The organism is Leucobacter fengyongliangi (assembly GCF_050971685.1).
Classification (GTDB): Bacteria; Actinomycetota; Actinomycetes; order Actinomycetales; family Microbacteriaceae; genus Leucobacter.
Genome location: NZ_JBPCEU010000005.1, coordinates 40,454 through 66,821, shown reverse-complemented (window position 1 = coordinate 66,821; position 26,368 = coordinate 40,454). Strand labels below are relative to the sequence as shown.

24 protein-coding genes are annotated in these 26,368 nt (G+C 64.2%); 21 read left to right on the top strand and 3 right to left on the bottom strand.

All coding sequences use genetic code 11. The annotated features are described in order from the left end of the window. Positions 1 to 67 precede the first annotated feature (67 nt). Positions 68 to 664 carry a PadR family transcriptional regulator gene (locus tag ACR0R4_RS05190; protein ID WP_433646304.1) on the bottom strand — a complete coding sequence of 199 codons (597 nt, stop codon included), beginning with the start codon at positions 662 to 664 and terminating at the stop codon, positions 68 to 70. A gap of 171 nt (positions 665 to 835) precedes the next feature. On the opposite strand from ACR0R4_RS05190, the gene ACR0R4_RS05185 reads away from it, so the two are divergent. Both ACR0R4_RS05185 and ACR0R4_RS05180 read left to right on the top strand, forming a co-directional pair. Next, positions 836 to 2,026 carry an aromatic ring-hydroxylating oxygenase subunit alpha gene (locus tag ACR0R4_RS05185; RefSeq protein ID WP_433646303.1) on the top strand — a complete coding sequence of 397 codons (1,191 nt, stop codon included), beginning with the start codon at positions 836 to 838 and terminating at the stop codon, positions 2,024 to 2,026. A gap of 2 nt (positions 2,027 to 2,028) precedes the next feature. After that, positions 2,029 to 3,093: a PDR/VanB family oxidoreductase gene (locus tag ACR0R4_RS05180; RefSeq protein WP_433646302.1), complete on the top strand. Its 1,065-nt coding sequence runs from the start codon at positions 2,029 to 2,031 to the stop codon at positions 3,091 to 3,093. A 45-nt stretch (positions 3,094 to 3,138) separates the two neighbouring features. Here the strand turns inward: ACR0R4_RS05180 and ACR0R4_RS05175 are convergent, their stop codons facing one another. After that, on the bottom strand, positions 3,139 to 4,371 hold the full coding sequence (locus ACR0R4_RS05175) for an MFS transporter (RefSeq protein WP_433646301.1): 1,233 nt from the start codon (positions 4,369 to 4,371) through the stop codon (positions 3,139 to 3,141). Positions 4,372 to 4,492: 121 nt separating this feature from the next. Here ACR0R4_RS05175 and ACR0R4_RS05170 point away from each other — a divergent pair, with 121 nt between their 5' ends. The 6 genes from ACR0R4_RS05170 to ACR0R4_RS05145 all read left to right on the top strand — a co-directional run bounded on the left by ACR0R4_RS05170 (position 4,493) and on the right by ACR0R4_RS05145 (position 10,196). Continuing rightward, complete coding sequence (locus ACR0R4_RS05170; RefSeq protein ID WP_433646300.1) at positions 4,493 to 5,251, top strand: 3-oxoacid CoA-transferase subunit A; 759 nt, start codon at positions 4,493 to 4,495, stop codon at positions 5,249 to 5,251. Continuing rightward, positions 5,248 to 5,931 (top strand): 3-oxoacid CoA-transferase subunit B, encoded by a 684-nt coding sequence (locus ACR0R4_RS05165; protein WP_433646299.1) that lies wholly within the window; start codon positions 5,248 to 5,250, stop codon positions 5,929 to 5,931. Before ACR0R4_RS05170 ends, ACR0R4_RS05165 begins: the two co-directional genes overlap by 4 nt. 2 nt (positions 5,932 to 5,933) lie before the next feature. Beyond that, positions 5,934 to 7,103, top strand: a complete 1,170-nt coding sequence (locus ACR0R4_RS05160; RefSeq protein WP_433646298.1) for a thiolase family protein — start codon at positions 5,934 to 5,936, stop codon at positions 7,101 to 7,103. Positions 7,104 to 7,323: 220 nt separating this feature from the next. Further along, the gene (locus ACR0R4_RS05155; RefSeq protein WP_433646297.1) at positions 7,324 to 8,142 is read left to right on the top strand and encodes an IclR family transcriptional regulator domain-containing protein; all 819 of its coding nucleotides are present in this window, start codon (positions 7,324 to 7,326) and stop codon (positions 8,140 to 8,142) included. Between the two features lie 184 nt (positions 8,143 to 8,326). Beyond that, positions 8,327 to 9,112 (top strand): polyphosphate--glucose phosphotransferase, encoded by a 786-nt coding sequence (gene ppgK / locus ACR0R4_RS05150; RefSeq protein WP_433646295.1) that lies wholly within the window; start codon positions 8,327 to 8,329, stop codon positions 9,110 to 9,112. Positions 9,113 to 9,116: 4 nt separating this feature from the next. Beyond that, complete coding sequence (locus ACR0R4_RS05145; protein ID WP_433646294.1) at positions 9,117 to 10,196, top strand: FUSC family protein; 1,080 nt, start codon at positions 9,117 to 9,119, stop codon at positions 10,194 to 10,196. A gap of 255 nt (positions 10,197 to 10,451) precedes the next feature. Here the strand turns inward: ACR0R4_RS05145 and ACR0R4_RS05140 are convergent, their stop codons facing one another. Then, complete coding sequence (locus ACR0R4_RS05140) at positions 10,452 to 12,236, bottom strand: sugar phosphate isomerase/epimerase and 4-hydroxyphenylpyruvate domain-containing protein (protein WP_433646293.1); 1,785 nt, start codon at positions 12,234 to 12,236, stop codon at positions 10,452 to 10,454. A gap of 189 nt (positions 12,237 to 12,425) precedes the next feature. Here ACR0R4_RS05140 and aroQ point away from each other — a divergent pair, with 189 nt between their 5' ends. From aroQ to ACR0R4_RS05075, 13 genes are all read left to right on the top strand, one after another. After that, positions 12,426 to 12,887: a type II 3-dehydroquinate dehydratase gene (gene aroQ, locus ACR0R4_RS05135; RefSeq protein ID WP_433646292.1), complete on the top strand. Its 462-nt coding sequence runs from the start codon at positions 12,426 to 12,428 to the stop codon at positions 12,885 to 12,887. Next, positions 12,884 to 13,747, top strand: coding sequence for a shikimate dehydrogenase (locus tag ACR0R4_RS05130; RefSeq protein ID WP_433646291.1), 864 nt, complete (start codon positions 12,884 to 12,886; stop codon positions 13,745 to 13,747). The genes aroQ and ACR0R4_RS05130 overlap by 4 nt, the downstream gene beginning before the upstream one ends. An 81-nt stretch (positions 13,748 to 13,828) precedes the next feature. Then, positions 13,829 to 14,863, top strand: a complete 1,035-nt coding sequence (locus ACR0R4_RS05125) for a sugar ABC transporter substrate-binding protein (RefSeq protein ID WP_433646290.1) — start codon at positions 13,829 to 13,831, stop codon at positions 14,861 to 14,863. After that, positions 14,850 to 16,367 carry a sugar ABC transporter ATP-binding protein gene (locus ACR0R4_RS05120; RefSeq protein ID WP_433646289.1) on the top strand — a complete coding sequence of 506 codons (1,518 nt, stop codon included), beginning with the start codon at positions 14,850 to 14,852 and terminating at the stop codon, positions 16,365 to 16,367. The genes ACR0R4_RS05125 and ACR0R4_RS05120 overlap by 14 nt, the downstream gene beginning before the upstream one ends. Next, entirely contained in the window at positions 16,364 to 17,368 is a 1,005-nt protein-coding gene (locus ACR0R4_RS05115; RefSeq protein ID WP_433646288.1) for an ABC transporter permease, read from the top strand. Before ACR0R4_RS05120 ends, ACR0R4_RS05115 begins: the two co-directional genes overlap by 4 nt. A 21-nt stretch (positions 17,369 to 17,389) precedes the next feature. Then, positions 17,390 to 18,316: a cyclase family protein gene (locus ACR0R4_RS05110; RefSeq protein ID WP_433646408.1), complete on the top strand. Its 927-nt coding sequence runs from the start codon at positions 17,390 to 17,392 to the stop codon at positions 18,314 to 18,316. 29 nt (positions 18,317 to 18,345) lie between these two features. After that, a complete protein-coding gene (locus ACR0R4_RS05105; protein WP_433646287.1) occupies positions 18,346 to 19,029 on the top strand; it encodes a TetR family transcriptional regulator in 684 nt (227 codons plus the stop codon). Positions 19,030 to 19,227: 198 nt separating this feature from the next. Then, the gene (locus ACR0R4_RS05100) at positions 19,228 to 21,504 is read left to right on the top strand and encodes an ATP-dependent Clp protease ATP-binding subunit (protein WP_433646286.1); all 2,277 of its coding nucleotides are present in this window, start codon (positions 19,228 to 19,230) and stop codon (positions 21,502 to 21,504) included. Positions 21,505 to 21,587: 83 nt separating this feature from the next. Further along, on the top strand, positions 21,588 to 22,136 hold the full coding sequence (locus tag ACR0R4_RS05095; RefSeq protein ID WP_433646285.1) for a flavin reductase family protein: 549 nt from the start codon (positions 21,588 to 21,590) through the stop codon (positions 22,134 to 22,136). Between the two features lie 245 nt (positions 22,137 to 22,381). After that, positions 22,382 to 23,410, top strand: a complete 1,029-nt coding sequence (locus tag ACR0R4_RS05090) for an ABC transporter substrate-binding protein (RefSeq protein ID WP_433646284.1) — start codon at positions 22,382 to 22,384, stop codon at positions 23,408 to 23,410. Between the two features lie 12 nt (positions 23,411 to 23,422). Further along, positions 23,423 to 24,754: an NtaA/DmoA family FMN-dependent monooxygenase gene (locus ACR0R4_RS05085; protein ID WP_433646283.1), complete on the top strand. Its 1,332-nt coding sequence runs from the start codon at positions 23,423 to 23,425 to the stop codon at positions 24,752 to 24,754. Further along, entirely contained in the window at positions 24,751 to 25,551 is an 801-nt protein-coding gene (locus ACR0R4_RS05080; protein ID WP_433646281.1) for an ABC transporter ATP-binding protein, read from the top strand. Before ACR0R4_RS05085 ends, ACR0R4_RS05080 begins: the two co-directional genes overlap by 4 nt. After that, the gene (locus ACR0R4_RS05075; protein ID WP_433646279.1) at positions 25,538 to 26,317 is read left to right on the top strand and encodes an ABC transporter permease; all 780 of its coding nucleotides are present in this window, start codon (positions 25,538 to 25,540) and stop codon (positions 26,315 to 26,317) included. The genes ACR0R4_RS05080 and ACR0R4_RS05075 overlap by 14 nt, the downstream gene beginning before the upstream one ends. Positions 26,318 to 26,368: the final 51 nt, after the last annotated feature.

The window sequence follows — 26,368 nt, the reverse complement described above, 5'->3', positions numbered from 1 at the left end:
TCGTCAGCAGTTCGGGTCGCCCAGACGATCGCCGCCTACACCGGCGAGCACCGTCTCGTATTCTGGCTCAGGCCTCGCCCGGTGTGAGCCCGTCAAGTAACTCCAGCCCCTCCCGTGCCCAGGCAATCTCAGACTCAGCGCGCGCGATTTTGCCACGGTACGCGAACAGCTTGAACGCGATGACACGTTCGTGGTGCTCCGGATCGGTCATCGTGAGACGCCGATTGAGCGTCTGGTTCGTACGGGCTTCGATTGCCGTGATCTGACCCTGAGCGCTGTCGCGCATCGCGTCGAAGTGCGAAATGTGGTCGAGTAGACGTTGCCGCGCGTCAGAGGGATGGGGTGCCCATTCAAAGTAGGCGGCAAGCAGGTGGGCTTGGTCCCGTTCTGGGGCGTAAGTGAGGGGAGATGCCTGCCAGCGCGCCAGGGCCTCTGTGCCCGCAGGTGTGATTGAGTACTGCGTTTTGGTCGCGTGTTTCTGGCCCCAGGGAATGTCTTCGGCGTGGAGGAGATCCTCCTGCTGCATGCGTCGCAGCTCGGGGTAGATCTGCGAGTCAGGCGCGTGCCACAGGTGCCCGACGGTGCTGCGAAACTGCTTGGCGATGTCGTACCCGGTTGCGGGACCCGCAGAGATGAGCGCGAGGAGAGCAGCTCTGAGACTCACAATGCCTCCATTTTTCGGATCGCGACGGCGAAGTGAAACGCGTGCTAGCCAAGCCTAGCCAATTCGCGTAGAGTGAGACAGAAATCACTATGGATATAGTTATTTAACGAAGCGCGTTTGGTGCCGCGCGGCACCGCTGAGCGACTATCCGTGACCGGCAAAGGAGCCTCCATGCATGCAGAACCCGGCAGTAGTTCACCGGCGAAATTGCTGACCTACCCCTTCAACGCGTGGTACGTCGCCGCGTGGGACCATGAGGTCACCAATAAGGGACTCCTTGCCCGCACAGTGGCCGGTCGCCCACTCGCGCTCTACCGGACGCAGGATGGGCGTCCGGTTGCCCTGGCTGATGCATGTTGGCACCGTCTTGCGCCGCTGTCTCAGGGTAAGCTGATGGGCACCGATGAGGTGCAATGTCCCTACCACGGGCTCAAGTTCAACTCCGCGGGCAGGTGCACGGGGATGCCGGCGCAGGAGACGCTGAACCCTTCTGCGGTAGTTCCCTCGTTTCCGGTTGTTGAGCGCTATCGGTATCTGTGGGTGTGGCTCGGCGATCCGCTGCTCGCTGATCCAGATCGAATTCCTGACATGCACCAGCTCGACTCCGAGGAGTGGGCTGGCGATGGCGAGACCATCGAAGCTCCCTGCAACTACCAGTTGGTGCTCGACAACCTGATGGATCTGACGCACGAGGAGTTTGTACATTCCTCGTCGATCGGGCAGGAGGAGCTGAGCGAATCCGAGTTTGTCGTCACGCACGATGAGCAAACGGTCACGGTGACTCGCTGGATGCTGAACATTGACGCACCGCCATTCTGGTTGAAAAATATGCGCGACAAGTTTCCCGGATTTTCCGGCAAAGTCGATCGTTGGCAGATCATTCACTACACCTACCCCTCAACCATCTGCATCGATGTCGGGGTCGCCGCGGCCGGCACGGGGGCTCCCGAAGGCGACCGATCGCGCGGAGTCAACGGGTACGTCATGAACACGATCACTCCCGAGGGCGATCGCAGCTGTCACTATTTCTGGGCTTTTATGCGTAACTATCGGCTCGAGAGCCAGTTGCTGACCACCCAGTTGCGCAACGGCGTGCACGGGGTCTTCGGCGAAGACGAGGCGATGCTGAAGGCACAACAGGAAGCGATCGACGCGAACCCCGACTACGAGTTCTATAACCTCAACATTGATGCTGGCGGCATGTGGGTGAGGCGTTTGCTCGAGCGTGGCCTTGCTGCTGAAGGGCGAGGCGCTGCGGCACCCGTGCCGTCGGCTGGGGGGTACCGTCTCACCGGATCCGCTGCCCGCGGCGGCCGCGCCGACGTCACTGAGCTCGTGCAGAGTGCGTCAGAGGGCAGCTAGGCATGGCTGATAAGCAGACTGCGTGGCAAGACGCCACGGTGGTGGCGACGCGGCGAGTTGCCGAAGGGATCCAGCGCATTGAACTGGCTCCGAAGCTTCCGGTGCCGGTGAAGCCTGGCACGCACGTCGATATCGAAGTGCACGTGACCGACCGGGTTGACCTGCGCTCGTATTCCATCGTCGATGCGAGCGAATCTGGAGACACCTTCGCGCTCTCGGTATACCGCTCCCCGGTGAGTCGGGGAGGCGCAGAATACATGCATTCCCTCCGACCCGGCGATCGGGTGCGGGTGACCCAGCCGCTGCAGGATTTCCCATTTCGAGTCGGTGCCCCTTCTTACACTCTCGTTGCTGGCGGGGTCGGCATCACCGCCATGCTGGGCATGGCGAGAGTGCTGCGCAAGCTGGGAGCCGAGTACGAACTGCACTACGTTGGTCACTCGCGCGAGCGCATGGCATACCTCGATGAACTCGGTGACGAGCACGGCGAACGACTGATTCCTCACATCACGCAGGAGCACGGGCGCATGCAGGTCGCCGATCTGATCGCAGAGGTGCCCCCAGCCGCTGAGCTCTACATGTGTGGCCCCATTCGCCTGATGGAAGAGATCCGCCGGCTGTGGGATCGCGGCGGACGAGACCGCACCCTGCTGCGCTCGGAGACGTTTGGAAACTCCGGTTGGTTCGATGCTCAGCCCTTTGTTGTCGAGGTGCCGCAATACGGTGCGCGCGTTGACGTGAGGGCTGACGAATCGATGCTGGAAGCGCTGGAGCGCTCGGGCGTCGACATGATGTTCGACTGCAGGCGCGGCGAGTGCGGCCTGTGTGAAGTGCGTATTCTCGACCTCTCCGGCGCTGTGGATCACCGTGACGTGTTCTACTCCGAGCGTCAGAAGGCCCCGAACTCGAAGCTGTGCTGCTGCGTGTCTCGCGTGGTGGCGAGTGGGGATCCGGCGCTTTCCTCGGGTGAGGCGCTCGCCGCAGCTTCGGCTGAAGACCCAGGCGGATCCGCAGCCCAGTATCGGCCCACCGGCCGTGGCGCGCGGATCGTCATTGAGGTGAGCTAAGGCTTAGCCGCAGTGCCGCGCGAGCGGTTCATGTGGGTGCTCAAGCTACCGATCGAGCACGAACCTGGGCCGCCCGACCGACACCCCGAGGGCAATCTGCGCCACCGCGGCGCCCCAGATGAGGGCGAAGGGCGCGATCCACCCGCCGCTCGCACCCAGCAGCGCACCGAACGCGAACGGCCCCACTGCGGCGATGAGGTAGCCGAGTGACTGCGCCATGCCCGAGAGGGCAGTCGCGTGCTCGGCGGTGCGCGCGCGCATTGCCATGAGGGTGAGCGCCATCGTGAGTGACCCGCCGCCGGCAAGACCGCCGATGACGAGCCACGCGACGATCGCGCTGGGCCACAGGGCGATTCCGAGCATCGCGATCAACGTGAGGGCCGGCAACAGCCCGGGCAGCCAGCGCTTGCGACGCGGCCCGCGAGCTACGAGGGGCAACGCGAGCGACCCCGCGATGCCGATGACCTGAAACGTCATCAGCACGAGCCCTGCGGCGACCGGCGTGCGGCCGTTCGCGATCTCATACGGCGCGAGCCAGGCCGCGAGACTGTAGAAGATCGCCGACTGCGAGCCCATATAGAGCGACACTTGCCAAGCGAGTGGATCGCGCCAAATGCGCCGCCCCGCACTGCCCGGGGGCGCGGCGATCGGTCCCGTGGTGACCGGCACGGCCACGGTGGTGCGGCGCCCCAGGCGGTTCGCGATGATCCACACGGCGAGTGCGATCGGAATCGGCGCCCCCATCAGGAGTAGCGAGGCCTGCCAGCCGAGGCGCTCGCCGCCGAGGGGCAGGTCGGCCAGGGGGGCCGCGAGGCCGGCGCCGATCGCGCCGGTGCCGCCGAGCAGCGCGGTGTAGACCCCCATGAGCAGTGGCACGCGCGCGGGAAAGTCGCGCTTGATCACCGCGGGCAGCAGCGCATTCGCGAAGCCCAAGCCTACGCCGATCAGTGCGGTGCCGAGCCAGAGGTTCGCCTCAGTGCCGGGGAGGGAGCGCCAGGCTGTACCCGCGGCGAGCGCGACGAGCGCCCATGACACCGCGCGAGTCATGCCGAGCCGGGCGCTGAGCCCGTGCGCGAGCGGCGACACGAGGCCCCAGGTGATCAGGGGGAGGGAGCCGAGCAGGCCGAGCGCGGCGGGGGAGACGCCCCGATCCGCGGCGATCTCGTCGAGCAGCGGGCCCACCGCGGTGATGGTCATGCGGAGGTTCGCCGCAACGAGGCACACCGCCACGAACAGGAGTATGCCGGCGTGGCGTGAAGGCGGGCGAAGGTCAGGCACGATCCGCACTCTATCGAAGTTGCGACAACGCAGGTATTATTGATTTCGACTGACGAAACTAGTTTCGCAGAGCGAAAATAGTGGACTCTTGGTAGCGACGCCCATGAGGCAGGAGGAACGCATGATCGACAAGACAGTGCCGTCCATCGAGGAGGCGGTCGCGGGGATTCCCGACGGCGCCACCGTGATGATCGGCGGATTCGGGCGGGCGGGCCAGCCCGTCGAGCTCATTGACGCACTCATTGAGCAGGGCGCGGGCGACCTCACGATCGTCAATAACAATGCGGGCAACGGCGACACCGGGCTCGCCGCGCTGCTCGCGAAGCGCCGCGTGCGCAAGATCGTGTGCTCGTTCCCGCGCCAGAGCGACTCGTGGGTGTTCGACGGTCTCTACCGCGAGGGCGCGATCGAGCTCGAGCTAGTGCCACAGGGCAACCTGGCCGAGCGGATCCGCGCCGCCGGTGCCGGCATCGGCGCGTTCTACTCGCCGACCGCCGTCGGCACCGAGCTCGCGGAGGGTCGCGAGACGCGCGTCATCGACGGCCGCACCTACCTGCTTGAGTACCCGATCCGCGCCGACTTCGCCCTCATTAGCGCACTCAAAGGCGACCGCTTTGGCAACCTCGTCTTCCGCGAAACGGCCCGCAACTTTGGCCCGATCATGGCGACCGCTGCGGCCACGACGATCGTGCAGGTCGACGAGATCGTGCCGCTCGGTGCGCTCGATCCTGAGTCGGTCGTGACCCCCGGTATCTTTGTGGATCGCGTCGTCGCCGTGGGCGAGCGCCGCTGGTTGCAGGGTGGCGAGTTTGTCGGAGGCGTAGACATTGAGGGCAGACCGCTCGATGGGGCTAAAGAGACACAGGAGGACGCACGATGAGCACTCGCATCAGCAGGCAGGATCTGGCGGCGCGCATCGCCGCAGATATCCACGAGGGCTCGTACGTGAACCTCGGCATCGGCGCCCCAACCCTCGTGGCGAACTACCTTCCGGATGACCTCGAGATCATCCTGCACACCGAGAACGGCATGCTCGGCATGGGCGAAGCTCCCGAGGAGGGACGGATCGATCCCGACCTCATCAACGCGGGCAAGCAGGCCGTCACCGCGCTTCCCGGTGCCGCCTATTTTCATCACGCAGACTCCTTCGCCATGATGCGCGGCGGACACCTCGACGTGTGCGTGCTCGGCGCGTTCCAGGTCGCGGAGAACGGCGACCTCGCGAACTGGTCGACGGGCGCCCCCGGGGCGATCCCCGCCATCGGTGGCGCGATGGATCTTGCCATCGGCGCGAAGTCGGTCTACGTGATGACCGACCTGCTCACGAAACAGGGGGAGTCGAAGCTCGTTGACGCCTGCAGTTACCCGCTCACCGGCGTGGGCTGCGTCTCGCGCGTCTACACCGACCACGCGATTTTCGACGTCACCCCCGACGGCTTCGCGGTCACCGAGGCGTTCGGCACCAACACCGTGGCGTCGCTCGCCGAACTCACCGGGCTCGTCTTGAGTGACGCAACCGGTGGATCCACTGCCGCCTCCACCCCAGCCAAGGAGAACTGATCATGACCAGCACCTTCATTTACGATGCCGTGCGCACCCCGTTCGGCCGTGCCGCCGGAGCACTCTCGGGCGTGCGCCCCGACGACCTGGCCGCGCACGTGATGCGCTCCATCGTCGAGCGCACGAGCATCGACCCGGCCCGCATCGAGGACGTCATCTTCGGCGACGCGAACCAGACGGGCGAAGACAACCGCAACGTGGCCCGCTTCGGCGCGCTGCTCGCGGGCTTCCCCACCTCAGTTACGGGTGTCACCGTGAACCGCCTCTGCGCGTCCTCGGTCGAGGCCGTGATTCAGGGCTCGCGCGCGATCGAGTCGGGCGACGCCGAGTTGGTGCTTACCGGTGGCGTCGAGTCGATGAGCCGCGCCCCGTTCGTGGTTGAGAAATCGGCGAAGCCGTGGCCCGCAGTTGGCAACCAGACCATGTGGAACACCTCAATCGGGTGGCGCATGGTCAACAAGGCGCTGCCGAAGCACTGGACGATCTCGAACGGCGAATCGGCCGAGAAGATCGCCGGCGAGTGGGGCATTTCCCGAGAGGCGCAAGACGAGTTCGCCGTGCGCTCGCACCGGCTCGCCGCCGAGGCATGGGCGGCTGGTCTCTACGATGCCGAGATCGTGCAGGTACCGGGCTACGAGATGGCGCGTGACGAGGGGATCCGCGAGGATTCGTCGGTGGAGAAGCTTGCCAGCCTGAAGCCGTTGTTTGCCGCCGACGGCACGGTGACCGCGGGCAACGCGTCGTCGATCAACGATGGGGCATCCGCGGTGCTGCTGGGCGGCGAGGGTGCGCTGGATTCCGAGCCGCTCGCGCGGATTGCGGGTCGTGCCGCGCACGGTGTGGATCCCGATCAGTTCCCCATCGCGCCCATCGAGGCGGCGAACAAGGCTCTCGCGCGTGCGGGCAAGACCTGGGCCGATGTCGACTTTGTCGAGCTCAACGAGGCCTTCGCGTCGCAGTCGCTCGCGTGCCTCGCCGGGTGGCCCGACCTCGATCCCGCGAAGCTCAACATTCACGGCGGCGCGCTCGCGATCGGGCACCCGCTGGGCGCCTCGGGCGGCCGCATCATCGGGCACGCGGCGCAGGAGCTTAAGCGCCGCGGCGGCGGTGTCGCGGTCGCCACGATCTGCATCGGCGTGGGCCAGGGCCTCGCGGTGGTGCTCGAACGTTAGCCGATCCACCGCCGCATGATTCGAGTGGGCAGTAAATGTCGGAATGCAGCAACTTTCGAGCATCTACTGCCCACTGAATGAGAGTGAGGCGCACGAACCCGTTGCCTGCCCGGTTCTCCGGGCCAACTCGCTGCTTTCTCCCTCATGCTGAATGAATTCGGCGCGTCGGGCCTACTACATTGAAAATTCGCACGCACGTAGGGGCATCATGGGAGATGACATGAGCGAGCATCAAGCCAAACGGCCCCCTGAACGCCCCGGTGGTTTTGGCGCCACCCCCGATAGCGCCGACTTCGTGCAGTCGCTCGCGCGCGGCATCGGGGTGATCCGCGCGTTCGATGCGGATCACCCCGAACTCACCCTGAGTGACGTCGCCCGCCGCGTCGACATCTCCCCGGCGGCGGCGCGCAGGTTTCTCCGCACGCTCGAGACCCTCGGCTATGTGCGCAGCGACGGCCGGCACTTTGCGCTCACCCCCCGCGTGCTCGAACTCGGCTTTAGCTACCTTTCGGCGCTGTCGCTGCCCGAGATCATGCAGCCGCACCTCGAGCGTCTCTCACGAAGGGTGGACGAGTCGGTCTCCGCGGCCGTGCTCGCCGGTCCCGACATCGTGTACGTCGCGCGCGTTCCGACCCGCCGCATCATGTCAGTGCGGATCACGATCGGCACCCGCTTCCCCGCGTATGCGACGAGCCTCGGGCGGGTGCTCCTCGCCCACCTGCCCGAGCAGGATCTCGCCCAGGTGCTGCGCGAGACCGAGTGGCGCGCCCTCACGGAGCGCACGATCACCGAACCCGCAGCGCTCATGTCCGAGCTCGACCGCGTGCGCGAGCAGGGGTATGCGCTTGTTGACGGCGAGCTTGAGCTGGGGCTCCGTTCGGTCGCGGCGCCCGTGCGTGGACGTGACGGGCAGGTGACGAGCGCGATCAATGTGTCGACGAGCGCCAGTCGCGACTCTCTCGGGCGAGTGCTCGAGCATCACCTGCCGCTGCTGCTCGACAGCACCAGAAAGGTTGAGGCAGATCTCCGCCTGCTCTGAGTCGTGCCAGTAGTCGCCCGCTCCAAATCTCTCGTCTGACCTGAAGATGGCGTCTGAGCTAGAGCTGGCACTCATACCGGATCTGGATCTGGCGTTGCCGTTGGGGTCATCGGCAGATTCTCGGCCTGCACCTCTGGTCGAATGAAATGTCAGCCGTCGCACCCAGCAAACTACACTGGGCGATGTGAGCGAAGCGCGAACGGCAATCGGGATTGATGTTGGCGGTACTGGCATCAAGGGCGCGGCGGTTGACGTCGCGACCGGCGCTCGCCTGACCTCACGACACAGGGTGCCGACGCCCGCGGGCGGGTTGCCGGCAGACATCGCCCGCGAGGTTGGTCTGATGGCGAACGCGATCCACACCGAGTTGGCCGGAGAGGATCCCGACGAGCGACTCGCCGCACTGCCGGTCGGAGTTACCTTGCCGGGGGTCGTGCAGCACGGCATCATGCGCACGGCGGCGAACATAGGCCGAAGCTGGATCGGCACCGACGCGGCAGCCCGCTTCGGAGCGGCGGTCGGTGCACCGTGCACGGTGGTCAACGATGCCGACGCGGCAGGGCTCGCTGAGGCGGCGTTTGGCGAGGTGCGCGGTCTCCCGGGCACCACGTTGGTGCTGACGTTCGGAACGGGCATCGGCAGCGCCCTGATCCACGATGGTCTTCTCGTGCCAAACCTCGAACTCGGGCATCTTGAGCTTGACGGCCACCCCGACATCGAACGATTCGCATCGGCGAAGGTGATCGAGCGCGAGGGCATCACGCTGGCGGAATGGTCCAGCCGCGTCGCGCGCTACCTGATCCACTTGGAGCTGCTGTTCACCCCCGACCGCTTCGTCATCGGCGGCAGCATCAGCAAGGCATCGGCACAGTACCTGCCGTTTCCCGGGGTCAACGCCCCGGTGGTGCCGGCCCGCTTTCGTAACAACGCCGGCATCGTGGGCGCGGCCTGGCTCGCGTCGCGTTCCTGAAGCGATGGGTGGATCAGGGAACGGCGGCGACGGCTGGCGGCACGCGGGCGGCGACGCGATCCGCAGCCTGGTGCGTATGCCGAAATCGCCGAGCCCGAGACTCGCAGTGTCGGTGCGGGCCGCGCTCGCCATTGGCCTGCCCCTCGCGTTGGGCACGCTGCTCGTTCGGCCCGACCTCGGCCTCCAAGCTGCTGCGGGCGCATTCGCTCCGCTCTTTGCTTCCGCGCTCCCGCCGCGCGAGAGAATCAAGGTGCTGTCGATCGTCAGCCTTGCCCTGCTCGTGTGTGCGGCACTCGGTGCCCTGTTCGCACCGTGGGTGTGGGTGCTCGCAGCGGGGCTCGTGCTCCTCGCTCCGGTCGCCACCGCGTTGTCGCTCGCGTACCGCCTGGGCCCGCCGGGCCCGGTGTTCTTTGTGCTCATGTATGGGCTCGCATCGAATGTGACGGGTCTCGGCGCTGACGGGGAACGACGGGCGGATCCCTGGCTGTTTCTTGGGCTGGTCGCGGCGGGGTCGATCCTGTCTGCGATCGTGACCCTTGCGCCGCTTGCGCTCCCTCGTCACTTTCGCGCCGCGCCACGGCCCCTGCGTGAGCTGCTGCCGGGGCCGTGGCTGGGTTCGGGGGAGTCGGTGCTGGTGGCCCGGGTGGCGGTGGTGGCCGTGGTCGGCACCGTGATCAGTGTGATCTGGCTTGACGATACGCATGCGTACTGGACCGTTGCGGCGGGAGTGGCGGTTGTCGGTGTCGTTCCGGTGCGCCGGGTTTCGCTTGAGCGGGCATTGCATCGCACGCTCGGCACGGTGCTCGGTGCGCTGTTGTTCCTGCTGGTGGCGCCACTGGTGACGGTGCCGTGGGTGCTGGTCGCGGCGCTCGTGCTGCTGCAGTTCGCGATCGAGATGACAGTGGTGCGGAACTACGCGCTCGCGCTCGCCTTCATCACGCCCCTGGTGCTCTTCATTAACGAGGCCGCAATGGGAGCGGCACAGGTGCACCACGTCGCCATGGAGCGTGTCAGCGACACTGTAGTCGGCTCGGCACTCGCGGTGCTGACTGCACTGATGCATCGCACTCGCACTCCCGGCTGACGCCCCGCGGCGGATGTCTCGTGACCACCTTGCGGATCGGGCGTAAGTGGCTGGTTCCACGGGTGTGAAGGAGCCACTAGCGCCCGATGGGCACGGGCATGGGCATGGATGCGGGATGGGCATGGGTGCGGGTGGTCCGGGCAAGCCACTTGGAGTGAATCGCGCTGCACCTCTGCCACTCCTTTGCGTCGATTGCCCAATGCTCCACACCAGTCAATTTCCGGCCGCGATTCGTCGGGTGGGTTATGGCCGTGCCTATTGGGGTTGGGCGGCGAGTCGCACGGGAGCGTTGGGTGCGCCGTATCCGTCGTATGCGCCGATGCGCTGGACCACCTCGAGGAAGATCTCGTCGATGGTCGGCGTGTAGAAGTGAATGTAGGAGCCGGCGGCATCGCGGTCGTACAGCACATGCAGGTCACGCAGCTCCGAGAGCAGCTCAGGATCGAGGTCGAAGCGGGCCCGGAGGTCGTCGTAGTAGTTATCGGGAATGGGCAGGAAACGGAGGCCACGTGCGCGAGCGCGTCGCGCGACGGCGAGGGCATCGTCGACACTGATCGCCACGTGCCGGGGCGGACGCGGCGCGGTGGGGGGCACCAGGTTCAGGACGAGCCGCACGGTGCCATCGTTGGTGCGCATCACCTGGCTCCTCACGAGACCCCGGGGGCCAGGGAGCTCGGCGAACCGATCGGATTCGAGGGCGAGCACGCTGGTGTTAAAGAGTATGGCTTCGTCGTAGTGCTGCCAGGGCATCGCGATGTTGATGTGGTCAATGCGTCCATGCAGCACAGCTGAGGAGTCGTGCGGCGTCGCGAGCCCACCTGCGAATTCAGCTTGCCAGGTCTGGCTGATCACGTGATCAGCCCAGTACGCCTCGGTTCCGTCGGGGGCAGCGACTGCGGCGAGCGCTTGTTCGCCGGCCGAGGTGCGGCGAAAGACCTCGGGGGCGCCGATGCTGTGCGCCCGCCGAGCCGCGGCACTCGCGTCGCCGACGAGCAACCCGATTCCGAGTAGTCGAGCGCCTGGTTCGTGCGTCTGCTCGTTCACGATGATGCGGGCTTCGCCCGCCTGCCAGAGCCGTACGGACTTGCTGCGGTGTCGGCCGGCGAAGACAAATCCCAGTTGGTCGAGCTGTTGCTCGACCGCACTCAGGTCTTCTCCTGCGATCTCTACGAAGTCGATGGCGGAGGGCTTCTGGGGATCATCGAGACGGTTCTCGGACCATCCGTTCGCAGCTGCTGCTCGATCTGCGAGCCAGTTCAATGAACGGAGGGCGTGCTGGGCAGTGCGCACCACGTCGGTCTGGCGGAAGGTGTCATTGAAGATCTCAAGTGAGAGTGGCCCGGAGTATCCGGCACGCATGGTGTGACCGAGAAAACCTACGAGGTCGAACTCGCCTTCTCCGGGGAATAGACGATGGTGGCGGCTCCAGGAGAGCACATCGAGTTGCAGCTCGGGTGCATCGGCCAGCTGCAAGAAGAACAGCTTGGCTGGGTCGATCTTTTCGATGCCGCTCGGGTCATGCCCGCGGGAGAGTATATGAAAGCTGTCGAGGCATATCCCGAGGTTGGGACGGTCGGCAAGCTGCACGAGTTTCCAGGCGTCACGGTAATCACTCACGTAGCGGCCCCAGGCGAGCGCCTCGTAGGCGATGCGGATGCCACGCTGCGCCGCGAGATCGGCGAGCTGGCCGAGCTGTCGGGCGTTGGCTGCTTGGTCGGAGATCGTTGCGGTGGCTACATTGCTACACAAGAGGACCAGGTCGGTTCCGAGACGTTCCATGATTTCGAACTTCGCTTCGGCCCTGCGGAGGTTCTCGGCAAAGATGTCGTCGTCGACGCCTTCGATGTCACGCAGCGGCTGGAACATGTCGATGTGCAATCCGAGTCGCTGGCAGAGCGCGCGGATTTCTTCAGGGGATTCGAAAGAGGCGACGAGATCAGAGTCCATAATCTCGACGCCGTCGAAGCCTGCCTGCGCGCAGGCATGGAGCTTTTCGACGAGGGTGCCTGAGAGGCAAACGGTGGCGATGGAGGTACGCATGCGATGAATGTACCAAATGGTTAATAAATTGTCATTATCCGATTTCGCCGCACCCGCGGGGTCGACCTCGCGTGCGCGGGCGATGATCCACATTCGGTAAATGTCACAATTCGGCCACATCGGTTTGACGCAGCGAGCGAATATTCGTAATGTACTATCTAGTTAGTAATGAGACGCAAAGGGGCGCACATGTCCGGACGAGTGCTGATTCTGCACGGGCCGAACCTCAACCTGCTGGGTGTGAGGGAGCCAGACATTTACGGCACCCTGTCGCAAGACGACATTCTCGGAATCGTCGCTGAAGCCGCCGGTTCATTCGGCATCGACGTGGAGTTGCTGCAAAGCAATCACGAGGGCGTGCTCATAGACGCGCTTCACGAGGCCCCGGGAGTCTACGATGGCGTGATCCTGAACCCCTCGGCCCTAACCCACACTTCGATCGCCCTCCGAGATGCCGTCGGCGCGGTCGCTGTGCCGGTCATTGAAGTGCACCTCAGTAACGTCCATGCGCGAGAACCATACCGCGCCGTCTCGTACGTCGCGGATCGCGCGGCGGCGACGATTTCGGGAGCGGGGATTGGCAGCTACCTCGCGGCGGTCACGATACTCGCCCGGAGGTTCGCAGACCAGGCGAAGGAGGTTGCTCAATGATTCTGGTGGGGCTGCTAGGCGAGGGAATCACTGAGTCGTTGACCCCCCCTATGCATCGCCGCGAAGCGGAACGGCTCGGCCTCAACTACGAGTACCGAGTGATTGACATCGCGGAGACGGGAGAGTCTCTTGCCGATCTGCCGCAGATCATGCGCCGGATCCGGTCGGAGGGCTACGACGCAATCAACGTGACCCATCCGTTTAAGCAGCGCATTATCGAGCACATCGACGCGCTCAGCCCCTCGGCCGAGCGGTTGGCCGCAGTGAACCTGGTGGTGTTCGGCGATGATGCTGTGGGGCATAACACCGACTGGAGCGGTTTTCGTACCGCGGTCACAGAAGGCATTGGCGATCTCGAGGGGTGCTCAATCGTGCAAGTCGGCGCGGGTGGCGCCGGTGCCGCGACTGCCTATGCGCTGCTGACGTTGGGTGTTGCACACCTCTGTGTCGTAGATCAAGAGCAAGATCGCGCCCGAGCTCTCGTCGAACGGACCAACGGCATCTTTCCGCACTCTCACATCGAGACCGCATCGATGGGGCAGCTGAGCGACGTGCTGCGTGCTGCCGACGGCGTCGTGCACGCGACCCCCACCGGTATGGCGCACAGCCCTGGGTTGCCGTTCGAACCGAGCTGGCTAGAGCCCTCGGCCTGGATTGCGGAGGTCGTGTACCTGCCTCTGGAAACTGAGTTGTTGCGTGTCGCGCGCCGAGACGGGAGGCAAGTGCTGGATGGCGGAATGATGGCGATTGGTCAAGCGGCAGACAGCCTGCGCATCATCACTGGACTCGAGCCGAATCGCGATCGCATGCGACAGCATTTTCTCGATCTGATCGCCGAAGGGAGTCCGATTGGCGCCTGACCGGCGATCCCATGTTTGAACTTTGCGACCTAAATCTGTACACCACACCTCTATCGGACAAAGAATGAAAGGGAATCGATGATGACTCCAAATAGAAAACTCCGTGCGCGACTAACGAGCGCACTCGCCATCGCGGCAGGTATGGCGCTCGCCGTCACCGGTTGCGCGTCAGCGGAACAGAGCGGCGGTTCGGCCGGTGGGAGCGACGAGGTCGTTGTCGGCTTTTCCGGTTACACGCTGACCAACCCGTACTTCGCAGGGCTCATCAAGGGGCTGGAGAATGGCGCTGAGGAGCACGGCTTCCGCCTGATCCAGACCAACTCAAATGGCGACAACAATGTTCAGGCGAGCGATATCCAGAACCTCGTCAGCCAGGGTGCTGACTACATTGTCGTGAGCCCCGCGGACGCGTCGGCCATCGTGCCCGCGATCGAGCAGGCTTCTGAATCCGGTGCGACCGTCATCGCTATTTCCGACACGATCGAGTCGGATGCGATTCAGTTCACGGTCGCGATGAACCATGTGAGCATCGGTAAGCAGAGCGCTCAGGGTATCGTCGACTTCTTGACCGAAAAGTACGGCGAGCCGAAAGGCAAGGTCGTGGAGATGCAGGGCATCGCCGGCAGCGCCGCGGGCGCCGACCGCACGAAGGGGTTCGACGAGATCGTCGGGCAGTACCCGGGCATTGAGGTCGTGGCACGTGCCGACGGTGGCTTCGACACCGACAAGACCTTCCAGGCGCTCTCGACGATTCTGCAGGCGCACCCCGATGTTGATGCCGTAATGAACGCGAACGACAGCATGGCGCAGGGCGCCACCAAGGCCATCGAGGCCGCAGGGCTGTTCCTTCCGGTCGGTGACGAAGGGCACATCTTCGTGACCGGTAACGACGCGCCGGCACCGGCGGTTGCCGACATCCGCGCGAATCGACAGGATATGAGTGTCGCCTCGCACCCGATTCGCCTCGCCGAGCTGGTCATGGCCAACATCGCGAAGCTGGAGAAGGGTGAGAAGGTGTCGGGCTTCATCGAGTGGACCGGCATGATCTTCACGCCGGCGAACATCGCGTCGACAGAGGTGCTCGAGTACGGAATCTGGGCGGATGACATCGAATAACATCGATTCGATTCGGCTTGAGGGCGTATCCAAGACCTTCGGAACGAACACTGTTCTCGCAGGGATTGGGTTCGCCCTCTCGCCCGGCACGGTCACGGGACTTGTCGGCGAGAACGGAGCCGGCAAGTCCACCCTGATCCGCATGATCTCAGGGGCGATTGAACCGACCACGGGTCGGATCGAAGTGAACGGAGAGTCCCTGCCGGCCTCGACGAGGGCGGTAATCGAGGCTGGCATTAGCGTGATCTACCAAGAACTCACGGACGTGCCCGACCTCCCGCTGCTCGAGAACGTGCTGCTCGGCAACTTGGAATCCCGCTGGGGCTTCACTCGCACCCGAGTGAACCGCAAACGAGCGCTCGAGGGCCTGCGTGTGGTCGGCCTCGACCACCTCAGTTTGGATACCCCGCTTCGCGAGTTGACGATCGCGCAGCGTCAGTTGGCCGAGATCGCACGATGTCTGGTTCGTGACGCCCAGGTGCTGGTGCTCGACGAACCCACCTCGTCATTACCGGAAGCCGACGTGGAGACGCTGTTGCACGTGATCGAGCGGCTGCGCGAGCAGGGCATGACGATTCTGTACGTGACGCATCACCTCGACGAGCTGTTCCGCATCGCAGATCGGCTGATTGTTCTGCGCGATGGCCGAATGGTTGCAGAAGGACCTGTCGATGAGTGGGATGAGCATACGCTCGTGCGGGCGATGCTCGCGGCGGAGCTCGAACAGGCGTATCCGTGGCGCACCCGAGAGATCGGTGAGAAGGTGCTCGAGGCGGAGGGCATCCACGCGCCTGGCGTGTCGGATGCCCGTGTGACGGCTTGCGCCGGCGAGATTGTCGGGCTGGTGGGACTGGCAGGAGCTGGGCGAACTGAGCTGATGCGCGCACTCTGCGGGGTGAACCCGGTCTCCTCCGGCAAAATAGTCGTTGACGGGAGAGCGGTGAAACCGGGATCGATCCGTCACGCCATGCGAGCCGGACTCCTCTACGCCTCGGAGGACCGCAAGGGCGATGGCCTCATTCTCGAAGGCACTGTGGAGTCGAACCTGATTTACGGTGCCTATCGCGATGTGTCGAAGTTCGGCATCATTGACATTCGACGCGTCGGTGCATTAGCCCGCGATGTGGTGTCCCGCTATCGCGTGCGGTTGCACTCGACCAAGCAGGCCATTGGAGAGCTTTCTGGGGGCAACCAGCAGAAGGTAGTCGTGGCGCGGGTGTCGGAGAGGAAGCCTCGGGTTGCCTTCTTTGATGACCCGACACGAGGGGTCGACGTCGGCGCCAAGGCTGGCATCTACGAAGAGATCTTTCAGCTCGCGGAGGCGGGCGCAGCCGTGTGCGTGAGCAGCTCCGACACCGACGAGGTGCTGGCCGTCGCCGATCGCGTCTACGTGCTCTCGGCTGGCCGCATCGTCGCAGAACTGCGGCGAGATGAATTTGAACGTGAACAGATACTTCACCTGTCGTCTGCGGCAGGAGTACCAGTAGGAGGCTCGACCCGATGAGCGAAACGACGACCGTCTCGACGGAACGCACCGAATCCGTGGTGCAGCGGCTGGCAAAATCCGCCGGCAACAGTAACTTGGCACCGATCGTTGTCGCACTGGTGCTCGTCTCGGTGGCGCTTTCCGTGATGACCCCAACATTTCTGACAGCCGGCAACCTGACGAACATCATCACCCAGAGCGCCGTGGTGGGCATCGCGGCGATCGGTGCGACCTTCGTGATCATCACAAGCGGCATCGATCTCTCGGTCGGCTCGAACATCGCCCTCGCCGGGCTGGTCGGGGCCATCGTCTCCCAGTCGACCGGCTCGGGGCTCATCGGCATCGTTGTGGTGATTTTGGTCGCCATGGCGGTCGGTGCGGTCAACGGCTCGTCCGTTGCCTGGCTCGGCCTGGCTCCCTTCATCGTCACCCTTGCCGTTATGGGTATGGCCCGGGGCTTGACGCTGCAGATCAGTCAGGGACAGTCGGTGTACGGCCTGCCCGAATCGATGAATTGGTTGGGGGCTTCAGCGATCTTCGACATTAAGACCTCGGCGCTCGTCACGGTCCTGCTGTTCATCGTCGCCCACCTGGTGCTCTCGCGAACAACCTTCGGGCACCAGATCTATGCGGTCGGGGGTAACGCCGAAGCCGCGCGACTCGCAGGCATCAATGTGAAACGCGTGGTTTTTATCGCCTACGTGATCGCGGGCTTTACCGCGGGCATCGCCGCGATCATTCTGCTCGGGCGTCTCGACTCCGCGACTCCAAATGCCGCAACCGGCACAGAGCTGCAAGTAATCGCCGCAGTGGTGATCGGCGGCACGAGCCTCTTCGGAGGCAAGGGCAGTATGATCGGCACCCTCGTCGGTGTGCTGTTGATCGGCGTCATTAACAACGGTCTAACCCTGCTCAACGTCTCTTCGTTCTGGGTGCAGTTTGTGCAGGGCGCGCTGATTTTTCTCGCGGTGCTGCTTGACTCGTTCAACACGCGGCGCAAGCACCGGTCGGGGCGGTAGTTTCGACGGGTGGTGGCTGAAATGAACGCGAGCGCAGAAAGCTATCGAGAGCTGGGGCGACGCCTGTCGAACTGGGGTCGTTGGGGTGAGGACGACCAATTGGGTACGCTCAACCTCATCACCGACGCGTGTCGGGCCGCGGGTGCTGCTCTCGTCAAGTCGGGTGTGACCTTCGACCTTGGCCTGCCGCTCGATCGGAACGGACCGCAGACGGGCGACGGCGGGAGGCAGAACCCGCTGCATATCATGACGCGCACGCCCGCGGACCCTCCTGCGCCGAGCGGGTTTCATTACTTCGACGATGCACTCTTCGTGCATCTGCAGTGCGCGACTCAGCTCGACGGGCTCGCCCATGTCGGCTACGACGGTGAGCTTTACAACGGTGTGCCCATCGATGCGGTCGGATGGGCGGGCGCCACTCGCCTGGGGATGCAGCACTATGCCGCGAGGGTGCAGGGTCGCGGAGTGCTGCTCGACCTGCCGAGGTTGACGGGTCGTCATCAACTCGACCATTCGGAGCCGATCACCGCTGCTGATCTCAGTCGTGCGGCGCGGGAGCAGGGAGTCGACCTGCGCAGCGGGGATCTGCTTTTCATACGCACCGGATGGATCACGAGGTTTACCGTGGACGGCGATCGGGATGCGTTCTTTTCCACGGAACCGGGCTTGTCGCTCGACGCGGCCGAATGGGTGAGGGAGCGAGACATCGCCTTCGTCGCCGCAGACAATTGGGGCATCGAGGTGGCCCCGTCGCTCGACGGGTCAGAGATGCCGCTGCACTGTGTGTTGATCAGAGACCTAGGGATGCCGCTCGGTGAGATGCTCACTCTCGAAGCGGTTGCGGCGCATGCCGCCTCCGTCGGCCGGTGGGAATTTCAGGCAGTATGCCCTGCGTTGCCGGTGACCGGAGGAATTGGTTCGATCCTGCTGCCGAGTGTGACATTCTGATACCACAGAAGAGTTCTCTGGAGCATTCGATGGAGCCTGTTTCACCAACCGCAAGTGCGGAGCCGACGGTGCGTCGTCGCAACGCCACTCAGACACGCGAGAACATCCTGCGTGTCGCGACCTCGGAGTTCTCGGCCCGCGGCTTCGCCGGGGCGCGTATCGATGAGATCGCGGGTCTCACCAGCACGACGAAGCGCATGATCTACTACTATTTTGGCTCGAAGGAGGGGCTTTACCTCGCGGTCATGGAGAGTGCCTACCGGGTGATCCGCGCGCTGGAGGAACAGCTCGACATTGATCACCTCGAGCCGGTTGAGGCGCTGCGAGTGCTGGCCGAGCTCACCTACGACCATCACACGGGCCATCATGACTTCGTCAGGTTAGTCGCCATCGAGAATATCCATCACGCTGAGATCATCTCGAAGTCGGAGGTGATCCCCGACCTCAACTCGACCGCCATCGACACCGCGGAGCGGGTGCTCCGCCGCGGCGTCGAGGCGGGGGTGTTCCGTGACGACATTGACGCACTCGACCTGCACATGATTATTAGCTCCTACGCTGTCTTCCACGTGGCCAACCGCTACACGTTCATGTCGCTCTTCGGCCGCGACCTCCTCGACGAGGCCCGGAACGAGGAGTATCGGCGCATTGCGGGCGATATCGCGGTGTCCACGATGACGCAGCTCAAGGGTGGCGCAGCCGACGCGAGGTAGCGCGATCCTCCTCTTCGGTTTTACGACTCCGGCCGCGGCAACGTGTCAGATACGCAAGATATTCTGCGACTTCTCGCACGTTTCTGCCTCATCGCTCCGGGGGTGAGGCATTTGTTCGGCGTACCTCTGGCGTGATTTCTCAACCCGAGGTAAACTTGAGTCAATATCACTCAAGTTTGCAACGCGAGAGAGGACACCATGCAGGCAAACTGGCAGCCCGCCGCTGAAGAAGGCGAGCAGAGCGCACTCGAGCAGTTCGGGATCAACCTCACTGAGGTGGCGCGTTCGGGCAAACTCGACCCGGTCATTGGCCGCGACGCCGAGATTCGTCGCGTGAGCCAGGTGCTGACCCGGCGCACGAAAAACAACCCCGTGCTCATCGGCGAGCCCGGTGTGGGCAAGACGGCCGTGGTCGAGGGGCTCGCGCAGCGCATCGTCGCGGGCGACGTCGCCGAGTCGCTCAAAGACAAAGAACTCATCTCGCTCGACATTTCGGCGCTGATCGCCGGCGCGAAGTATCGCGGCGAGTTCGAGGAGCGTATGAAGGCGGTGCTGAAGGAGATCAAGGAATCCGACGGCAAGATCATCACCTTCATCGACGAGCTGCACACGCTCATGGGTGCCGGTGGCGGCGAATCCTCGGTGGCCGCCTCGCAGATGCTGAAGCCGATGCTCGCCCGTGGCGAGCTGCGTCTCATCGGTGCGACCACGCTCGACGAATACCGCGAGTACATCGAGAAGGATGCCGCACTCGAGCGTCGCTTCCAGCAGGTGTACGTGGGCGAGCCCTCGGTCACCGACACGGTCGCGATCCTGCGCGGGTTGAAGGAGCGCTACGAGGCGCACCACAAGGTGACGATCGCCGACTCCGCGCTGATTGCCGCGGCGAGCCTCTCGAACCGCTACATCACCGCGCGCCAGCTACCCGACAAGGCCATCGACCTTATCGACGAGGCAGCGAGCCGCCTGCGCATGGAGATCGACTCCGCGCCGCTCGAAATTGACGAGCTGCGTCGCGCGGTCGATCGTCTGAAGCTCGAGGAGCTCGCCCTCAAAAAGGAGAAGGACGACGCTTCGAAGGAACGCCTGGCGAAGCTGCGCGAGCAGCTCGCCGAGAAGCAGGTCGAACTTGACGGGCTTGAGAAGCGCTGGGAGTCAGAGCGCGCCGGCCTGAACCGCGTCGGCGAGTTGCGTGAACAGCTCGATCTCCTGCGCATCCGGGCGGATCGCGCCCAGCGCGAGGGAAACCTCGAGCAGGCTTCCAAGCTGCTCTATGGCGAGATTCCGGTAATCGAGAAGCAGCTCGCGGAAGCCGAGCGCGCCGAGCGCGAGAACGACGGTGCCGAACGCATGGTCGGCGACCAGGTCACCGACGAAGACATCGCGAGCGTCGTGGCCGCCTGGACGGGCATCCCCGTCGGCAGGCTGCTGCAGGGTGAGACCGAGAAACTCCTGGCGCTCGAGGCCGAACTGGGCAAGCGCCTCGTCGGCCAGACCGAGGCCGTGCAGGCCGTCTCTGATGCGGTGCGCCGCTCGCGTGCCGGTATCGCGGATCCGAATCGCCCGGTTGGCTCGTTCCTCTTTCTCGGACCGACCGGCGTCGGCAAGACCGAGCTCGCCAAGGCCCTCGCCGAATTCCTCTTCGACGACGAGCACGCCATGGTGCGCATCGACATGTCGGAGTACGGCGAGAAGCACTCGGTGTCTCGCCTCGTCGGGGCTCCTCCCGGCTACGTCGGCTACGAGCAGGGCGGTCAGCTCACCGAGGCCGTCCGCCGCCGCCCCTACTCGGTCGTGCTGCTCGATGAGGTCGAGAAGGCGCACCCCGAGGTGTTCGACGTGCTGCTGCAGGTGCTCGACGACGGGCGCCTCACCGACGGGCAGGGCCGCACGGTCGACTTCCGCAATGTGATCCTGATCCTCACCTCGAATCTGGGCAGCCAGTACCTGATCGACGCGGAAATGCCGTGGAACGAGAAGGAGAGCGCGGTGCGCGAGACGGTGCGCCGGGCCTTCAAGCCCGAGTTCATCAACCGCCTCGACGAGATGGTAATCTTCCGGCCGCTGTCGGAGGCCGACCTTGCGCTGATCGTCGAGCTGTCGGTCGACCGGTTGCAGCTTCGGCTGGCGGATCGCCGGCTCACCCTCGGGGTCACCCCCGCGGCGCGGGCCTGGCTCGCTCGTCTCGGCTACGACCCGATGTACGGCGCGCGCCCGCTGCGGCGTCTCATGCAGCGCGAGATCGACGACCGCCTCGCGCGGGCCGTGCTCTCGGGCGAGGCGCGCGACGGGCAGACGGTGCGCGTCGACGTGGCACCAGACGGCGACTCGCTGATGCTCGAGGTCGATACCTCAGCCCCGGCTGCCGGTGCGGGCGGGTTCGGTGTCGGCGGGTTCGGCGATGCTGGCGGCCCGGGTGCCCCCGGGGCCGCGGGCGACGACGACGTGATCGAGGCCGAGCTTCTCGACGACTAGGCTGGGCGCCAGGCTCACCTCACTCCGGGTGCCCCGCCGATCTCACCTGGTTCGCCAACCGGTTTGAACACCGAAAGCACATCATGACCTCAACGCAGTTTCCCGCCCCGATCGAGCAGGAGCAGAGCCTGACCGACCGATTCCTCTCAGCCTTTCGCAATCATCCCGGAGGGGTCGCCGTCGTGACGGCCGACGCTGGGAAGGGCCCGGTTGCGCTGACGGCAACGTCGGTCTCCTCGTTCTCAGTGGATCCGCCAATGATCATGTTCTCGGCCTCGGTGCGCTCATCAAGCACTCCGACCATCAGCAAGGCCGAGACGCTTGTGGTGCACCTGCTCGATGAGGAGGATCTCCCGCTCGCCCAGCTGTGCGCGACGAGCGATGTGGACCGCTTTGCCGACACCGCCAGCTGGGATCGCTTACCCGGTGGGGAGGTTCGCTTTCACCGCGCGGCATCCTGGTTGCGCAGCCGCGTGTTGCAGACCGTCGAAGTGCACGGCTCGCTCGTGGTGCTCGCCGAGGTGATCGAAGCTGGCGGTCGCAACACTGACAGCGCACACGTACCTGGAGCTCCCCTGGTCTACCACGCGCGCTCGTGGCACACGCTCGGAGAATCGAGCAAGATCAACTGAGTCACTCAGGTCTCGACTCCTCGCGGAGTCACCGAAGCGGCGCAATGACACCTCAGGCCCACTGGCCCTGGTGGAATTGCGCCGTTTCGCTGTTTCGGCGTGGATGAGTGGGGGATGAGAACAAGTAGAATCCATGTATTCGGTTATTGCAGACATTACGAAATGTTTCGCATGAGCGCTGCTTTCTGCTCGCCGCGGCATACGGTTGAAGCGTCAACATGCCTGTCTATAGCTGGAGTTCTCAAATGACCTCGCCTTTTCCACGTCCATTTCGCTTGCCGGTCTTTGCGCTCGCTGCCGCTGCCGCCTTGGCTCTCACAGCCTGCGCCGCCCCGATCAGCGAAACCGCGGAAGAAGAGACGACGAAGCTCGCCGTCACAGAGATCACCATCGACACCACGTCGTTGTCGGGGGCGAATGAGATTGCGAAGGTCGGCGGATTCTTCGAGGAGCAGTTCGAACCGCTCGGCATCACCGTCAATTACTCGCAGCTGGGAACGTCGTCCCAGATGCTCGAGGGGATCGCTTCAGGAGATCTTGACTTCACCGATATCGGGTACTCCGCGCTGCCCACGGGCGGTGCTGCCGGAGTCGACTTCACCATCATTGGTCAGGCCTCGGAAGGCGGCGGCGATATCATTCTTGCGCCGAGCGGTGGGGCCACAGATCTCACCGATCTTGTCGGTAAGACGGTCGCCTCCTCGAAGAGCAGCAGTGGCTGGGCGCTCCTGGTTCGTGCGCTGGATGCCGAAGGGTTGAGCACTGATGACATCGAGCTCATCGATCTGAAGCCGGATGAGGCCCAGAACGCCTTTCTCACCAATCAGATCGATGCATGGGCCACCTGGGCCGGGAACACGACCGATGCGATTACCGAGGCGAATAGCGAGATCATCGCAAGTGGCGAGGATCTCGGCTTGATCCCCGGTGCGATCGTGGCGCGGGGCGAGCTTACCGCGGGAGCCCCCGAGGTGGTGACGGCATTTCTGACGGCACGCGCACAGGCACTTGCGTGGCTCGCCGATGACGAAGGCGCGGTGATCGCGGCCATCGCGGCGGACCGTCAGGCGGATCCGGCAATCGTGGAGAAGTTTCTCGGCCTGAGCGTGGCGGTGAACCGTCCGATCGATGATGTGGTGCTGGCCGACTATCAGGCGACGGCTGATCTCTTCTTTGAACTCGGCGAGGTGGATGAAGCTGCCGATATCGCCGCGCTGGTTGACAGCAGCTTCTTCGACGGTGTCGAGGTCGTCGACTCCACCACTGCGAAGTAGGTGTCTCCGCGCATGACGAGGCCCCAGCACATCAAATTCGGTCTGCTCCTGGAGCCAACCGGCAACGCATTCAACGGCTGGCTGGATCCAGCGACACCCCGAGATGGCGCGATCGATCTGAAACTGATCCGCGAGCTCGTCGAACTCGCCGAGGAAGCACTGTTTGGCTTCGCCTTTGTCGCCGACAGCGTCTCAATCGAGCCCGGGGCTAAGCCCTACTATCTCAACCGCTTCGAACCGCTCACGCTGCTCGGGGCGGTCTCCACCTGGACGAAGCGGATGGGATTGGTCGCGACCATGTCCGCGGGGTTCACCGAACCGTTCAATGTCGCCCGGCAAATCGCCTCACTCGATCTGCTGAGCGGCGGCCGCGCCGGGATCAACGTCGTAACCTCCGCCTGGGGGAGCACGGCGTCAAACTTCGGCGACGCGGAGCTTCTGTCGCACGACGAGCGATACCTGCGCGCCGAGGAGTATGTGGCGGTGCTGCGTGGGCTTTGGGACACCTACGAAGACGATGCCTTTGTGCAGGACAGGGTCTCGCGAACCTATCTCGATCGGTCGAAGCAGCATCTCCTCAACCATACGGGCGCGCACTTCTCAGTGCGGGGGCCGCTGAACATACAGCGGTCTCCGCAGGGTCAGCCGGTGGTCTTCCAGGCCGGTTCGTCGCCCACCGGCCGCGACTTCGCTGCACGGCACGCGGAGGCGATCTTCGCCAAGGAACCCACTTTTGATGGAGCCAAGGAATACACCGGTGACCTGAAGCGTCGCATCGCGGAGGCCGGACGGGATCCCGATCATGTGCAGGTCTTCATGGGCGCACATGTGATCGTTGCGCCGACGCGGGCGGAAGCGGAGGACAAGTTCGCGCAAATTGCCTCATACACCGATGACGCAGAGGCGCTGAAGTGGCTCAGTTTCTTCTATAACTATCATGATTTCTCCGGTGAAGACCTTGACGGCCCGTTCCCCGATCTCACCGCAGTGGGTGACAACCACATGCAAGGCATCACGCGAGCCTGGGAGGATCGGGCGCGACGGGAGAACCTGACGCTGCGGGAGGTCGCGCGCCTCGCCGCCACACCCCGCGAGGACTTCTTTGGTACCCCCGAGGATGTTGCAGATGCACTCGAACACTGGTTCACCCACGGGGCTGCCGACGGCTTCCTGATCAATAACTGGGTGCAACCCTCCGGGCTGCGTGATTTCACCCGCCTGGTCATTCCTGAGCTGCGACGACGGGGTCTGTACCCGGACGAGTATCGCGGCGCGACGCTTCGGGAACACCTGGGCCTGCCGTACGTTCCCAATCGCTATACGCATGCGGCACGATCACGATGACCATGCTGCACGTCTCGGAGCCGGCCCACGACGACCTCCACACCCAACTGGTGCTTCGCGGCCTGGGCAAGGTGTACGAGGGGGAGGCCGGCCCAGTTGAGGCGTTGCACGACATCTCCCTCGACCTTCGGGCCGGTGAGTTTGTGACGGTGCTCGGGCCAAGCGGATGCGGCAAGAGCACGCTGTTGAAGATTATTGCGGGGCTGGAAGCGGCGACCGCGGGAGAACTTTTGCTCGATGGACACCCCATTTCGGCTCCCGGACCGGATCGGGGAGTGGTGTTTCAGGAGCACCGACTCTTCCCCTGGCTCACGGTCGAGCGAAACATCGCCGCGAACCTGTCGCTTCGCGATCGAGAGGTTCGCGCGAAAGTGGATCGATTGCTCGCGCTTACGGGGCTCACCGACTTTGCGACGTCATATCCGAAAGTGCTCTCGGGAGGCATGCTGCAACGCGTCGCGATCGCGCGGGCGCTGCTGCGCGATCCAGCAGTCATGCTGCTCGATGAGCCCTTCGGCGCGTTGGATTCCTTCACCCGTTCGCAGATGCAGGATGTACTGACCGATGTCTGGACGAAGAACCGCACCACAATGCTCTTCGTGACCCACGACATCGAAGAGGCCATCACTCTGGGCGATCGAATCGTTGTCATGAGTCCTCGGCCCGGTCGGATCGACCGGGTTATCGAACTCGGGCTCGAGCACCCCAGGGATCGGAGATCGGCCGAGTTCCAGCGCGTGCGCACCGAGCTCATCGAACGATTCGAGGAGATTGGCCAGGGCGATGGCGAGGCGTGACGTGCGGCATCGCGGCCACTGGCTGCTGGGGCTCTTCCTGCCCATAGGCATGCTGCTCGTGTGGCAGATCCTCGCTGCCACCGGCACAATCAATACCCAACTCTTCCCCGCACCGAGCGAAGTGATCGAGGATTTCCTGGCACTCACCGTAAACGGCGTGTTGCTCGAGAACTTCATCATCAGTCTGCAGCGCGCGACACTCGGCCTGCTCTGGGGCGCAGGGCTCGGCCTGACCGTCGGCCTGATCGTGGGGTTCTCGAAACTGAGCGAGGGAATCCTTGACCCAACGTTACAGATGCTGAGAACGGTGCCGTTGATCGCGGTGATTCCGCTGTTCATCCTCTGGTTTGGATTCGGTGAGCCTTCAAAGGTGATCCTGATCGCCGTGGGCTCGTTCTTCCCGATCTACGTCAATACCTTCTTGGGGGTGCGGGGGGTGGATCGCAAGCTCTTTGACGTGGCGGCCACACTCGGCTTCAGCACCTGGCAGACGCTGTGGACGCTCGTCATCCCTGGCGCGCTCCCGTCGATCTTGCTCGGACTCCGGCTCTCCATGGGCATGGCCTGGCTCTGCCTGGTGGTTGCTGAACTCATGGGGGCCACGAGCGGTATCGGCTATCTCATCCAAGATGCGCGCTCGCTCCTCAACACCTCCACCGTGCTCGTCGGAGTGATCATCTTTGCGGCCGTGGGTAAGCTCTCGGATTCATTCGTGCGTCTTCTCGAGCGCCGGCTGCTGAGCTGGCGAGAAACCTACGCCGGCTGACTCCCTCCCCCCTTCCTGATCCCCGCCCGCCACCCCACCGAGGGGTCGCAA